A 12,767-nucleotide genomic window follows, 5' to 3' on the forward strand; every position below is an offset into this window, starting at 1 on the left:
ATTCGTCAAAGTGGAAAACAAGCGGCGACGAGCTACCGATGTGGGTGGCGGATATGGATTTTAAGGTTGCGCCCGAGATTTTAGAAACGCTGCAAAAGCGCCTGGATAACGGAGTTTTTGGCTACTCGTACGTACCGCAGGAGTGGAATGAAGCCATCTGTTCGTGGTGGAGCAGGCGCCACGACGTCAAATTTGATCCAAACTGGCTGATTTTTTGCACGGGCGTAATCCCGATCATCAGCTCAGCCGTGCGTAAATTTACGAGCGTGGGCGATAAGATCGTGGTCCAAAGCCCCGTCTATCACGTCTTTTACCGCAGCATCGAAAACAACGGCAGGATCGCGCTTGCAAACGAGCTAGCCTACGACGGAAGCAACTACGATATCGACTTTGCCGATCTCGAAGAAAAGCTCGCCGACCCGCTAACGACGATGTTTATCCTTTGCAACCCGCACAATCCCGTCGGCAAAATTTGGAGCGAGGAAAAGCTAGCCAAAATCGGCGAACTATGCGCTAAACACGGCGTTTTGGTGATCTCTGACGAGATACACTGCGACATCACGAACCCCGGCAAAAGCTACGTGCCGTTTATCCGTGCGAGCGAGACTTGCAAAAACATCTCGATCACCTGCGTTTCGCCGACTAAAGCCTTTAACATCGCAGGCTTGCAAAGCTCCGCCGCCGTGGTGCCAAACCCAAAACTGCGCGCCAAAATGGCAAAGGCCATCAACGACGACGAGGTCGGCGAAGGCAATGCGTTTTCTTGTATTACGGCGATCGCGGCGTTTGAGCGAGGCGAAGCGTGGCTCGAGCAGATGTGCGAATACGTAGAGCAAAACCGCAAAATCGTGAGCGAGTTTTTGCAAAACGAACTGCCACAGATCAGGCTTGTGGAGCAGGACGCCACATATCTGCTGTGGCTTGATTGCCGCGAAATTTGCGACGACGCGAGCGATTTTCATAAATTCTTACGCCAAAAAGCGGGGCTTTGGCTAAACGACGGCAACGTGTACAGAGGCGCTGAAAAATGCTTCCTGCGCCTTAACATCGCCACGCAAAGATCGCGCGTACTAGAGGGGCTAAAACGCCTAAAATCAGGCGCCATAGCCTACGCAAAAAGCAGGGAATAATATATTTACGAAAAATTGGGATAAAATTTAGACCTTTTTGGTATGATTTGCGCGTCCGACAAGAAAACCTCCTTTTTGTAACGGCGCCTCGGCTCCCCCTGCCGAGGCGTTTTTGTCTTATTCATTAAGCTTTTTTAGTTATAATCCTTCTCATAAATTTACTCCGCCTAGCTCAAATTTAAGCAAATTTAGCGTTTCAGGCGAAAGGACGAAAATGCTAACTCACATAGACGAAAACAACCGCCCAAAAATGGTCGACGTAAGCGACAAGGGCGTAACTACGCGCATAGCCGTAGCAAGTGGCATAATAAAAATGTCGCGCGAAGCCTTTGACGCTATCAAAAACAACACAGGTAAAAAGGGGCCAGTCCTGCAAACCGCCGTCGTAAGCGCGATAATGGGCGCAAAAAAGACGAGCGAACTCATCCCGATGTGCCACCCGCTGCTAATCAGCGGTATAAACTGCGACATCGAGGAGCTAACCGAAATCTGCGCCTACAAGCTAACCGTTAGCGTCAAGATAGACGGCAAAACCGGCGTCGAGATGGAGGCGCTAACAGGCGTTAGCGTCGGGTTACTAACGATCTACGATATGATAAAAGCGATAGATAAAACTATACAGATAACAGATATCGCGCTAGAAAGCAAGAGCGGAGGCAAAAGTGGCGACTACGTGCGATCTAAATAAAGAACCCGAAATCATCTATCCAAATTTTTGGGAATACAAAATCATCGTGCTTGAAAATGAAAATGTCGAAGCTATCGCGCAGGGCGTCGTAGGCGAGAGGCAACACAAGATAACGCCGTCAAAATCGAGCAAAGAGGGCAAATATAAAAGCTACAATCTAAGCGTTTTGGTTAATTCTAACGAGGAGCGGTTAGAGATATTTTCTGCGCTAAGACGCGTTTGCAAATACGTACTATAAGGACTTTCATGCAAAATTTAGTCTTCATCCAAACCATAAAAGAGAACAAAAACGACCCGCAAATTTCCGTTTTGATCAGGGAATTTGCGCTAAGCGAGTTTAGAAAAAGCGTCAAAGGCGCAAAAGGTGGCGACGCAAACGCGGCTCTGGTTAAAGAGTTTGAGCAAATTTGCGAGGCGCTAAAAGGCGAGGATCTGCTAAACCGCCAAAACGTCGCCAACCTCATCCAAAGCGCGGGCGACGCGCTCAGCGAGGCAAAAGAGCAGTATATCCACCGCCTAATCTACGAAAAAGAGCAGATCGAGCGGCAAATTTACGCGCAAAAAGACGAGATCAAAAACGACGTGCGCGAGCTGCTTGAAAATATGGAAAATTTCATCAAAAGCAGCGACCTAGCGAATAAAGACGAAATTTTAACCGCGATAGACGAAAAAATGCTCTGCGAGCTGCAAATGCTAGGCATCCTAAAAGAAACCACCGAAGCGGCGTTTCTAACCGCGATCGAAAAGGACGACGACGTGAAAGACACCGCCTGGCAAATCGCCAAAAACGTCGTACTTAGCGCTATAAACGAGGGAGAAGCGAGCAAAGAGCGCATCCTGGAGATCGCAAGGACGGTCTGCGAGGCGGCGCGCGAGATAGCTGACGTCGATCAGGCCTCTGCCAAAGAGCTAATAAGCGGCGCGATCGGAGGCGTAAAAGAGGCGCTTGGCAAAAGGACGGAGAAGTTTATCGAGGAGATCAAATTTGCCCCAGACGGCCAGACACTGCTGGGTGAAGCTAGAGAATTTGTAAGACTCGAGGAGAGGTTCGTAGCGATGCTGCGCGATATGGCGCGCTCAGATGAGCCCTCTGCTGCCGTGATAAACGAAATCCTAGACGAGTCCATAGATAGCTACTTTGCCAAATTTAAGCGCCTGCAAAACGACGTTTCGCGCCAGATCGAGCTTCAGCTAGAGGAGCTAAAATTTAACGAAAATATCGATAAATTCGCTAGCCTTGCCGGAGCTAAATTTGAGGAGCTAAAGCGCGAGGTCGGCCAGGCCAGCGATAAGCTTAAAGAAAATTTTAACGCCAAAGAACGCATCGAAGCGCTAAAAAAAGAGATCAGCGACTTTGAAAAACGAACGCAGGAGAAGCTAAGCGCGATAAATGCGAGCGAGATCGGCGAAAATCTCAAATCAAAATCAAAAGAACTAGGCGAGAAGCTCTACAAAGCCGCCGAAAATCTCATAAAAAACGCCAAAGAAAAGATCGGCAAAAAAGAGGACGAGAAAAAAGACGAGTGAGCTAAGCTCGGGCGCGTTTAGTTAAATTTGTGCCTGGGTTTTACTTACTCGCTACAAACGGTGGCAAATTTGACGCGGTAAATTTGCGCTCGAATTTGCCTCCGTCAAAACGCCGCGAAAGTCAAATTTAACTCCAAAGGATCAAAAATGAGCATCACGTTTTTCGTCAAAAATAAAAAGAAGTTTCTAGTGGGCCTTGCGCCCGTGATGAGCGTGGAGGAGGCGCTGCGACTGGTGCCGAATTTATCGCAGTTTAACGCCGATGAAGACGACGAGGAGTTTGACGCCGAGGGCTTTTACGGCGCGAAGCTCGACGATCTTGACTGCCTCGTTGCCGGCACGGACGGGCTTAGCGGACGCGGCTTTGAGATCGGATACGAGGACGGCGCCTACAACGTCCGCATAGGCACGCCAAGCACCCGCACGGACTGGCAAATCGCGCTAGAGTACCTAAAAAACCTAGCCATAAAAATGGACGGCGAAATCGTGAGCGAGGACGGGGAGAAATTTAGCGCGCAAAATATCGAAAGCTTTAACTATGAGCCCGATATACGCGCGGGGCTAGAGGCGATAGAGCAAAATTTGCAAAAAGAGGCGCAAATCAGCACTATTTACGGCACGCGAAACGAAGTGTCGTTTGACAAAAAGATCATATCTCGCATACTTGGCGCGAAGGATCCAGCGGGCGAATTTAGCAAATTCGTAACCGATATCCAAAATTTGGATGCGTATTTTGCAAGTCAAATGTTTTTCCGCAGGAACGATAGCGGCGAGATCATCGGGCAGTACGTCCTGTCGCAAGACGTCGTTACTGTGCTGCCGTATGAACCTAGCGTGGAGTATAAAAATTTACAAATGCTGGGCGATGAGAAAGTCGCACGCTGGTCGGTTGCGATATTTGGCGGAGATGGCGACGATGAGGAAAAATACGAGATCCTAGCGACGCTGAAATATGAAAGTTTCATCCAAAATTTGCCGAGAGATAAATACAAATTTATCGATGCTAAAAATATCGTAGTAAGCGCGTTTAGCAAGGCAGAATTTGACGAGCTAATCGCAAAATGCGGCAAAGAGGGGCTAGCAGACTAGGCTGTTTAGCTAGCGGCAGCGATTTGTCTGCCCCGTGGTAAATTTAGCAGCAGAGTTAAATTTATAGCCGATTTTGCCCACCTTTTTGCTCTGAAACGAAGCCAAATTTGACGCAAGATAGATCAAATTTGGCGTCAAATTTAAAACTCCGCAAGGCTGTAAATTTAACCGCAAACCCAAAATATTGACTTGCGCCGTACCTTTGGATAAAATCGGGCGCAAAAATCAAAAGAGATCAAAAATGCGAAAAATTTTTCCTGCCGCTTTTATGCGCTTTCCTGCTAGGCGGATGCACTACGTAAGGCATCGGCCCCTCTAATATATTTCTAGAAAACAAAGAACTAACTCAGCTAAAAGGCCGCCATATCCTAGATATGGAAAAGTACTCCGGCGGCTGGTCGCACATCGAGATAGGTGTGCTTTCGAACAAATTTTATATGCAACACGAACCACGCGAAGTGCTATCGGTAGAAAGATCGTGCAACTTCTGGGGCTGCAGCATAGTAGGCGTCAACTACAGCACCTACGGCTTTGTTTACTTTACTACCGACAAAGACGGCTATATCACGGACTACACCGAGGACGGCGACGCGATAAGGAGCGTCAAGCATAAATTTAAAGACCTGCTAGTACTGGAGAACTAAGATGAAAAAGACGGTAATAACATTATGCACATTTGCGATCACTGCGGCGTTTGGGCTCTCTAACGAGGATTACGATAAATTTATAGTGCTAGATGATAGCGGAAAATACAAAGAAGCGTTGGCATTTATCAAGCCAAAGGCCGATGGCGGCGATGCTAGGGCCGTCACGCTCGTGGGCTACCTGTATGAGGTGAGGATGTCCAATATCGGCGAAGGCGTAAAGTGGTATAAAAAAGCCATGGGGCTAAACGATTCGCTCGCTCACTCGAATATGGCGCGGATCTACTACCGCATGACGGACTACAAGCTAGCCGCGCAGACCCTTGAAAAGGCAAGCAAACTAGGCGACACTGGTGCGGACGCAATGCTAGGAAATATGTATCTAAACGGAATACACTTTAAAAAAGACTACAAAAAAGCGCTCGTCTACATCCAAAAAGCTGTTGCTGATGACGATCCTCAGGCTCTAACCGATCTAGCTATATGCTACGAGAACAGCTACGGCGTCGCAAGGGATATGGATAAAGCCATAGAGTTTTACAAGCGCGGAGCGGCCCAAGGTAACGAATACGCCAAAAGAGCGCTAGAGAGGCTGCAGTAGCCAGTGCATGGCTACCTGAGTTGTGACGATACCGACTTTATCCGTCTGGTAGCGGCGACTCGGGCTATCCGGGAGAATAAATTTAGGCTCGCTTGAGCTCAAATTTAGTTTTTAGTAAACCGGTCGATACTGGCGATCGGTTTACCGACTTTGCCTCTACCAAATCACTCAAATTTGGTTAAATTTAAAACCCAAGCCGAGTCAAATTTAATAGATAAAAAGCCCCGCGTCTTTTTCTTCGCCGACCTTGTCCGTTTTCACCCATGCCGCGATATAGATGAAAAACGAAGCCACGAGCAAAAAGAAGCCAAATACCGCCAAAACACCGCTCGCCCACAGCAATTCGCCGGCAAAAAACATGCAAACGTAGACGCGAAAAAGTCCGTTTCTAGTTAGTCTTGCGAGCTCGAAAAAGACCTTGCCCCACACGAACGCGACGTAGCCAAGTAGCAGTAGTGCGATGACGGCGACTAGCTTGGCGAGCGGATGAGCCGCGTCCGCCATATAGGACGCCAGCGTCGCCGTGACGTGAGCGACGAACATCACGATCATCGCCTTGCCGTAGTTTACGTGCAGATCATCGCTGTGAGCGAGCCTGGCGACTCCGCCTAGCGCCGCATAGGTTAGCAGTGCGGCCGATATGACGGCGAGATTGTCCGAGATCTGTAGCGCCAGTCCCCCGTAGCTAGCGATAAAGTACGCGTAGATCTTGATCACGGCCGGCACGATACCCGATGCGATGCCTAGCATCCTAGCTCGGTCAAACGCCGCGCTCTCTTTTAGCGCGGCCTTCGTCTCCTCGCTTCTGACGTCTTTCGTCGCGCGCTTTTCGCCCTCGTCTGCGATCACAAATACATCTCTCGCAAACGCCCCATCAGGCCGAAACGCCGCTCGCTCGCCGCCGATAGGTCGCCCCGAGCGCACGTCCTCGAAGCTAAATTTATAGTATTTGCCGTCATCGCCGATTATCGTCGTTTCGTTTATCGCTACGCCCTTCACCAACTCTCCTTTTTGCGTTTTTGCCGCCCTATTTTTAGATTAGCCCGCTCGTTTGCGTTTTTGGGGTGCGAGTTATGCCGCACGTCAAATTTGACGCCGCGCTCCCTAATCCAGCCAAATTTTACGGTTTAGCCGCAGCTCCTCGACGATACGAAGGAAGCCGCCGATCTCGTCTTTGTAAAATCTATTTGCCCCTTTGCCCACGAGCGGACGGCGCAGATCAGGCTCGAAGTTATCGCGCCCCGTGCGGATCGCCATGCAGATCTTATCGCCTATTAGCACGATGTTTATGGGGCGATGAAATCTCGTTTTTAGCAGCTTTAAATTTTCCATCAGGCTAGGCGTAAGCGCGTATCTAGCCTCGATCTGATCGGTCGTGTAGACGCGAAATAGCCGCTCAAACTCCGCGTCATCCATCCTCGCGCGCTTGCCGCCGTAGTCCTTAAAATCATCCGTCCCGCTGCAAATTTGTGTGACGCCCTTTAGCCGCTTAGGAAAATCGGCGACGAACAAAAGCCCCGCAAAAAGTATCCTGTGTGTCTCGTTTCCGCGAATATCCTCTTTGATGCTTAGCGCCTCTACGTCGCTAAATTTGACCCGCACGCCCTCTATCTGCCCGAAAATCAGGTCGTTGCCCGAGTATTTATCGATGTCAAAATCATAAATCATATAAAGATAATCGCTCTCTACGTATTCGCCCGGATAATACGCGAGACCGCACTCCTCCACGATACTCCTCACGACTTTTCGCTTAAATTTAAAGATAAAGCTATCGGTAAAAATGCTCTCGAAAAAATAGTACATCGCAGCCCCGCAGACCACAAACGCACCAGCGCTAAGAGCGGCGTTTTGCGCAGCTAGATATAGCAGCCAAGCAAGTATCGCGGCGACGAAGACGCAGGTGAGCTTTAGCCTAAAAAGCGAACGTAAAACCTTTTGCCGCTCAAGCTCTAGCAAGACCAGATCGTCCATTTATGCTCCTGTTTTTAATCTAACGCCGTTTTTTATAAATTTGGCTATTTTACGGGCTTTCGTCTTTAAATTTGCGTTTTAAACCGCTTAAATTTAAGCTCTTTTCTGTGGACGGCGACGCTCAAATTTGGATCAAATTTGCCGCTCAAATTTACCACCCGCGCCGCTTTTTATATTCAAATTTGACGAAGCGAGCGCAAATTTAGCGGTTAAAAAGCTCGTGCACGTCGTGCGGATCGTCTTGCCCCTTAGGCACCTCGAAAAACGCCGCCTTATTAAACCTCGCCCAGCTAGCGACGAGGTTTGAGGGAAACATCTCCACGGCGTTGTTATAGTCGGTCACTGCGGCGTTGTAGGCGCGGCGCGCGGCGGAGATCTGCTCCTCGATCTCGTTTAGCGTCTTTTGCAGGTGCATAATGTTTTCGTTGGCTTTGAGCTCGGGGTAGTTCTCGACGACGACGTTGAGCTTTGAGATGAGGTTTGACAGCTCGCCGTTTAGCGCAAATCTCTGCTCGTCGCCCGCGGCCTTTTGGATGCCGCTTCTAAGCGCGGAGATGTTTTCTAGCAGCTCGCGCTCGTGTGTGATGTACTGCTTGACGGTGGCGACGAGGTTTGGGATGAGGTCAAAGCGTCTTTTTAGCTGCGTATCGACGCCGGATCTTATGTTTGAGACTTGGTTGCGCTTGCCCACCAGCGAGTTGTAGACTGAGATGACGATGAGCGCGAGAACGGCGATAATGCCTAGGACGATGTACATTTTACTCCTTTAATTTAACTTTTGTTTTGATTATATCAAAAAGCTGCTGAAACCGGAAAATTATACTCGTTTTTGCCGCGCTAGATACTAGGTCGCTCGGGGTTTGCTACCAAAATGCCAAATTTCGCTTGCCCTTGCAAAAGCCGCTTTGCGAGCAAATCTCGGATAAAAGGGCTAATTGCCGTAAAATCAAGACGAGCGGCCGATTTTTGCACTTAAATTTTAGGCTTAAAAACGCAAAATACGCTTTTGGATAAACCGTTTGTGCACTTTGCGTTACGGGCGAGTTGAGTCTTATTTTTAAACAAAAATCAAAGCGGATATGCGCAGGCAAAAACGACTCGGCGCAAGGTCATGCCGGGTAGCGGCGATAGGCGGGTAAAAACTAGCCTATAAATTTTCGCCTACACGGGCGACATAGCCCTTTGCCACGATAAATTCGTATCTTTTTTAGGGTGATTTTACGCGAGCTAACGGCTAAATCATCGCAAATTTTGCGTCGTTTAAGCCGCAAGAGTAAAATTAGCGTTTCTAAACACGCCAAAAGAGCGCGAACCATATTTTCTCGCGGTTTCAGAGCTTTAAGCAGCAAGAGCAAAACTGGCTTTAAACGACACAATCGCTAAGCCGTCAAATCCAACCCGCGCGTTTTGCGTTTAGGCAAGGAAATTACCGCTCGCACCTTATGCAAAATTTAGCTATTTTGCCGATTTTGCTGGCTGCAAGTAGACAAATTTACGCTTACTAGCAAGCCTAGAGGGCAAAAGCACGGATTTACGCCGAGCATAAACGGCAAATTTGCGATTTTGCGCCGTAAGGCAAAAACCAAAACTAGCCAAAAGGCGCAAATTTAGGGCGCATATAAAAAACTAAACCAAAGCGCTTTAACATTTTAAAGCTCGCAAATTTTGCCGCAAACCCGCTTTTGCCGCGTCTTGCGCGATAAATTACGGGATAAATCCTAGCAAATCACCACTTCATACCCGCTTCCAGCCAAAAGTTGCGGCCAAGGCCGTACTCGTAGTAGTTGCCCTCGTTTGAGGCGATAAATTTTTTGTTTAAAAGATTATTTATGTCAAGATTTACAAACGCTCGAAAATCCCCGAACAGCCGCCTTTCGTAACCTATACGCATATCCCACGTCGCGTATGCGGGCAGCTTTTGGCGCTCATAGACGTACATCCCGCGAGTCCTATTCCAGCCGCCTAGCAGCGCGTCCGTTTTGCTCGTATAGTTTATGAAATTTGAAACGCTAAAGCCGCTAAATTTAGCCGAGTGGCGAAATTTGGCGGTAAAAGGCACATGGTAATCAACGACCGGTAGTTCGCTTTTTTTGATGGTTTTGCCGTCGTATGAGACGTTGTCGTTCATCTCGTCGTCTTCGTAATCCTCAAAGCTCCTGCTTTGCTTCGTAAAGCTTAGCGAGCCCTCAAAATCGTTTTTTACGCCCCAAATTTCGATCGGAGCGATGTTTGCCGCGCTTAAGGTTACGATGTCGCGCTTGCTTTGCCCTTCGTTGGTAAATATAGAATATCCGTTTCCGTAGCCTGATAACGGCTCTCTTACGTATTTCATCGCTACTTCGTCGCGGCCTTGGCGTCTGACGTATTTGAGATTTAGCCTCGCGTTGCCGACGTCGCCGCGATAATACGCGCTAAATTCATCGTCGTAAGGCGTCTTTAGCTCCCTGATAGGACGGCGGTTATTAGCCAGTCCGCCGCACGTATACGCCCCGCCGTAGGAGCTTCTCTCGCAAGTCTCATACATCCTATACACGCCGTTATACACCTTATACGCGAAAAAATTTCGTCCGTAATAGCGGTTTAACCCAAGGCCTATGAAGTTTTTATCCGCAAATTCGTATTCGGCTAGCAACCTCGGGGCTAAATTTACGTCGTTGTTATCGCCGTTTCGCTCGATGCGAAGTCCGGGACGAAATTTAAACGCGCCAAACCTCATCTCGTCTTCGAGATAAAAGGCGAGATTGGTTTGCGTAGCCTTGGTTTTTACGGCGTAGTAGTAGGTTTTTTTCGATAGATATTGACCGACCGCGCCTTGAGATGCGAAGCTATCGTCTATGACGCAAGTTTTATCCCCCGGCTCGCACGCGCCCGTTAGCGACTTTGGGGCGCTGTTGTGAACGTAGGTTTTGGGTATCTCGTAACCGCCGATTTGCCTAGTTAGCTCAAAGCCCGATTTTATCAGATGCACCGCGCTAAAAGCGTCAAATTCTTTCATGCTCGCATCAAATTTATACGAGAGAGTATTCTGCTTTTGGGTAAAGTCGTTATACCCGCCGATGCCCGCACTCCCGCTCGTACTCCAGTTTTTGACGTTTGAGGGTTTGTAGACATAATACTCGGTATCATGCTCATAGTCGCGGCTGTTTTGCGAGGCGGAGTAGCTAAGCGTCTGCTCTAAAAATACCCCCTCAAGATCGGCCTGCGCCTCGAGCGTTGCGACGTAACCGCCATATTTTAGCGTGAGCTGGGAGTCTAGGTAGCGCTTGGCGGAGGTGTAGTTATCTAGCCTAGAGTACAAAAAGCTCGGCTTTAGCGTAAATTTATCGCTCACGCCCCAAACGCCTTTTACGAAAAGATTATCATTGGTCTGCCTGTCGTTTGGAAACGAGTATAAATTTTGATTTATCTGTTTTTTGTTGTAGTGGTTTTCTATGACGGAGCGGTGCCTCGAGTAGTCTAACAAAAGGCCGAAATTCTGCGTCAAATACCCTTCGGCGCCGACTCTATATCTGCGCTTTTTAAAGTCGCTCATATCGGCCAGATCGCCGTCGTCGTATCTTTGCGCGGCGGAGGCGTCTTTATAAATTTTGCTCCAATCCCCGCCCGTATAAGAGTAGCTAAGTACGCCGTGAAAGCCACTTTTGGGGTCTCTGGTTTTAGCGTTTACGGCGCCTCCTTGAAAGCCGCCGTACCTAGCCGAGACCGCGCTATCTAGCACCTCGACGCTACCTAGCAGATCCGTATCTACGCTCATGGCTTGCGAGCCTATCGTACTGTCGCTCCAGAGGTTGTTGTGGTTATTCCACGTGCGTTTTTTAGGGTCTAGGTCGTTATTTATGCTTGCGCCGTCTAGGGTAAAGTTGTTTTGATAGTAGCTCGCGCCGTTTATGCTGATATCTTGCGGAGCCAGCTCGCCCGCGCGCACACTTTTGGCGTTTTTCGCGCTAAAGGCGACGTTTGGATTGCCTTTTAAAAGATCGGTTATGCCGTGATTTTTAGACGTTATCAGATCCATATCCGCGCGCGTTAGTTTTCCTGGTTCTTTCGTAGCGTTGGCGTCGGCGCTGACCTCGACTTTATCCAGTACGACCTCCGCGGCGTTTAGCGTACTAAAATTTAACGCCTTTAAAGCGGTTAAATTTAAAGAGTCTTGGTGGGCGTCGCGACTCGCTACCGAATGCGAAAGCGGCAAATTTAACGCCGCGACCGCTACCAAAAAGCTAGCCGTTTTTTTCATAATTATCCTTAGTTAAATTTATTCGTCGGTTTTGGGCGTTTGCGTCAAAACCGCGCATTTTAGGCGGCGATAAATTTTACTCACCTTACGTTTTAGCTTTAAAAAGTCGCTAAATTCGGCTAAATTTACGCCGCAAAATTTGTAAAAAGGCGGCTATTTGCGGTTCATCTTCGCAGCGATTAAGCTTTGTTTTTAAACGCGCTTTAAACCGCAAATTTAAACAAAAAACGCCTAAATTTAGTCGCCACTTAAGAAAGCTACGCCAAGCAGGTTTGCTAAGCTCTAAAGCCGCTTTTGCTAAAAATATAAAAACCGCGCTAAGAGCTAAATTTGTTCCGCGCGGGCGTTATTTTTCAGACTTTAAAACCGCTTGATAGCCTTGTTTTTTGAGCGCTTCTACGATCGTGTTTTCCGCAAAGTCGTCCTCAACGACGATGTCGGCCGTTTTAGCTTCCAAATTTACATCAAATTTCTTCACGCCCTTAAGCGTATTTAGCGTCTGCGTGATGACCTCATAGCAGCTCACGCAGGCCATATTGGGGATCTCGTAAACCAAAGTCTTGTCCGCAAATGCCGCCGTGCAAAGCGCCAGCGCTAGAGCTAGCCTTTTCATTCTTTGATACCGACTTTGTATTTTTTGGCTTGGATCGCGTGCACGATTTCCATCCCGTTCACGCCGCTATCTGCTGTGATGTTTACGTCTTTGCTTTTTAGATCAAAGCTCACTCCGGTGACGCCCTTGACGCCCTTTGCGGCATCTTCGATTTTCTTAGCGCAGCCGCCGCAGTTCATGTTAGGCACGTTTAGTTCGTAGGTTTGCTCTGCAAAAACAGCGCCGCAAATCGCCGCTAAAAGTAGAATTTTCCTCATCGTCGCTCCT

The 12,767-nt window shown here is 48.5% G+C and carries 14 protein-coding genes; 7 read left to right on the top strand and 7 right to left on the bottom strand.

Annotation, left to right across the window (positions count from 1 at the left end):
• From H740_RS03185 to H740_RS03205, 5 genes are all read left to right on the top strand, one after another.
• Positions 1–1,130: MalY/PatB family protein (locus H740_RS03185; RefSeq protein WP_002951239.1), on the top strand; the 1,130-nt coding region annotated here is incomplete at its 5' end.
• 214 nt (positions 1,131–1,344) lie between these two features.
• Entirely contained in the window at positions 1,345–1,818 is a 474-nt protein-coding gene (moaC, locus tag H740_RS03190; protein ID WP_034957179.1) for a cyclic pyranopterin monophosphate synthase MoaC, read from the top strand.
• Positions 1,793–2,056, top strand: a complete 264-nt coding sequence (locus tag H740_RS03195; RefSeq protein WP_002951241.1) for an HP0495 family protein — start codon at positions 1,793–1,795, stop codon at positions 2,054–2,056. Before moaC ends, H740_RS03195 begins: the two co-directional genes overlap by 26 nt.
• A gap of 8 nt (positions 2,057–2,064) precedes the next feature.
• The gene (locus H740_RS03200) at positions 2,065–3,345 is read left to right on the top strand and encodes a hypothetical protein (RefSeq protein WP_002951242.1); all 1,281 of its coding nucleotides are present in this window, start codon (positions 2,065–2,067) and stop codon (positions 3,343–3,345) included.
• 147 nt (positions 3,346–3,492) lie between these two features.
• Positions 3,493–4,434, top strand: a complete 942-nt coding sequence (locus tag H740_RS03205; RefSeq protein WP_002951243.1) for a DUF4299 family protein — start codon at positions 3,493–3,495, stop codon at positions 4,432–4,434.
• A 9-nt stretch (positions 4,435–4,443) separates the two neighbouring features.
• On the opposite strand, the gene H740_RS03210 is transcribed toward H740_RS03205, so the two are convergent.
• A complete protein-coding gene (locus H740_RS03210) occupies positions 4,444–4,614 on the bottom strand; it encodes a hypothetical protein (RefSeq protein WP_156318388.1) in 171 nt (56 codons plus the stop codon).
• A gap of 194 nt (positions 4,615–4,808) precedes the next feature.
• On the opposite strand from H740_RS03210, the gene H740_RS03215 reads away from it, so the two are divergent.
• Both H740_RS03215 and H740_RS03220 read left to right on the top strand, forming a co-directional pair.
• Entirely contained in the window at positions 4,809–5,078 is a 270-nt protein-coding gene (locus H740_RS03215; protein ID WP_002951244.1) for a hypothetical protein, read from the top strand.
• Between the two features lies 1 nt (position 5,079).
• Positions 5,080–5,679 (top strand): tetratricopeptide repeat protein, encoded by a 600-nt coding sequence (locus H740_RS03220; protein WP_002951245.1) that lies wholly within the window; start codon positions 5,080–5,082, stop codon positions 5,677–5,679.
• Positions 5,680–5,886: 207 nt separating this feature from the next.
• Here the strand turns inward: H740_RS03220 and H740_RS03225 are convergent, their stop codons facing one another.
• The 6 genes from H740_RS03225 to H740_RS03255 all read right to left on the bottom strand — a co-directional run.
• Positions 5,887–6,678, bottom strand: a complete 792-nt coding sequence (locus tag H740_RS03225; protein ID WP_002951246.1) for a hypothetical protein — start codon at positions 6,676–6,678, stop codon at positions 5,887–5,889.
• 105 nt (positions 6,679–6,783) lie between these two features.
• On the bottom strand, positions 6,784–7,650 hold the full coding sequence (locus H740_RS03230; RefSeq protein WP_002951247.1) for a DUF3137 domain-containing protein: 867 nt from the start codon (positions 7,648–7,650) through the stop codon (positions 6,784–6,786).
• Between the two features lie 202 nt (positions 7,651–7,852).
• Entirely contained in the window at positions 7,853–8,407 is a 555-nt protein-coding gene (locus H740_RS03235) for a LemA family protein (RefSeq protein ID WP_002951248.1), read from the bottom strand.
• A 969-nt stretch (positions 8,408–9,376) separates the two neighbouring features.
• Entirely contained in the window at positions 9,377–11,887 is a 2,511-nt protein-coding gene (locus H740_RS03245; RefSeq protein ID WP_002951251.1) for a TonB-dependent receptor plug domain-containing protein, read from the bottom strand.
• Between the two features lie 346 nt (positions 11,888–12,233).
• The gene (locus tag H740_RS03250; RefSeq protein WP_002951252.1) at positions 12,234–12,500 is read right to left on the bottom strand and encodes a heavy-metal-associated domain-containing protein; all 267 of its coding nucleotides are present in this window, start codon (positions 12,498–12,500) and stop codon (positions 12,234–12,236) included.
• Positions 12,497–12,767 (bottom strand): heavy-metal-associated domain-containing protein (locus H740_RS03255; RefSeq protein ID WP_002951255.1); only part of this gene is annotated, 271 nt, incomplete at its 5' end. The genes H740_RS03255 and H740_RS03250, both read right to left, overlap by 4 nt.

The sequence above is a fragment of the Campylobacter showae CC57C genome (assembly GCF_000344295.2).
GTDB lineage: Bacteria > Campylobacterota > Campylobacteria > Campylobacterales > Campylobacteraceae > Campylobacter_A > Campylobacter_A showae_B.

Coding starts and splice junctions, on each gene's coding strand:
- H740_RS03200 (WP_002951242.1), top strand. CDS start 2,065: ATGCAAAATTTAGTCTTCATCCAAACCATAAAAGAGAACAAAAACGAC.
- H740_RS03215 (WP_002951244.1), top strand. CDS start 4,809: ATGGAAAAGTACTCCGGCGGCTGGTCGCACATCGAGATAGGTGTGCTT.
- H740_RS03235 (WP_002951248.1), bottom strand. CDS start 8,407: ATGTACATCGTCCTAGGCATTATCGCCGTTCTCGCGCTCATCGTCATC.
- H740_RS03250 (WP_002951252.1), bottom strand. CDS start 12,500: ATGAAAAGGCTAGCTCTAGCGCTGGCGCTTTGCACGGCGGCATTTGCG.
- H740_RS03205 (WP_002951243.1), top strand. CDS start 3,493: ATGAGCATCACGTTTTTCGTCAAAAATAAAAAGAAGTTTCTAGTGGGC.
- H740_RS03230 (WP_002951247.1), bottom strand. CDS start 7,650: ATGGACGATCTGGTCTTGCTAGAGCTTGAGCGGCAAAAGGTTTTACGT.
- moaC (WP_034957179.1), top strand. CDS start 1,345: ATGCTAACTCACATAGACGAAAACAACCGCCCAAAAATGGTCGACGTA.
- H740_RS03220 (WP_002951245.1), top strand. CDS start 5,080: ATGAAAAAGACGGTAATAACATTATGCACATTTGCGATCACTGCGGCG.
- H740_RS03245 (WP_002951251.1), bottom strand. CDS start 11,887: ATGAAAAAAACGGCTAGCTTTTTGGTAGCGGTCGCGGCGTTAAATTTG.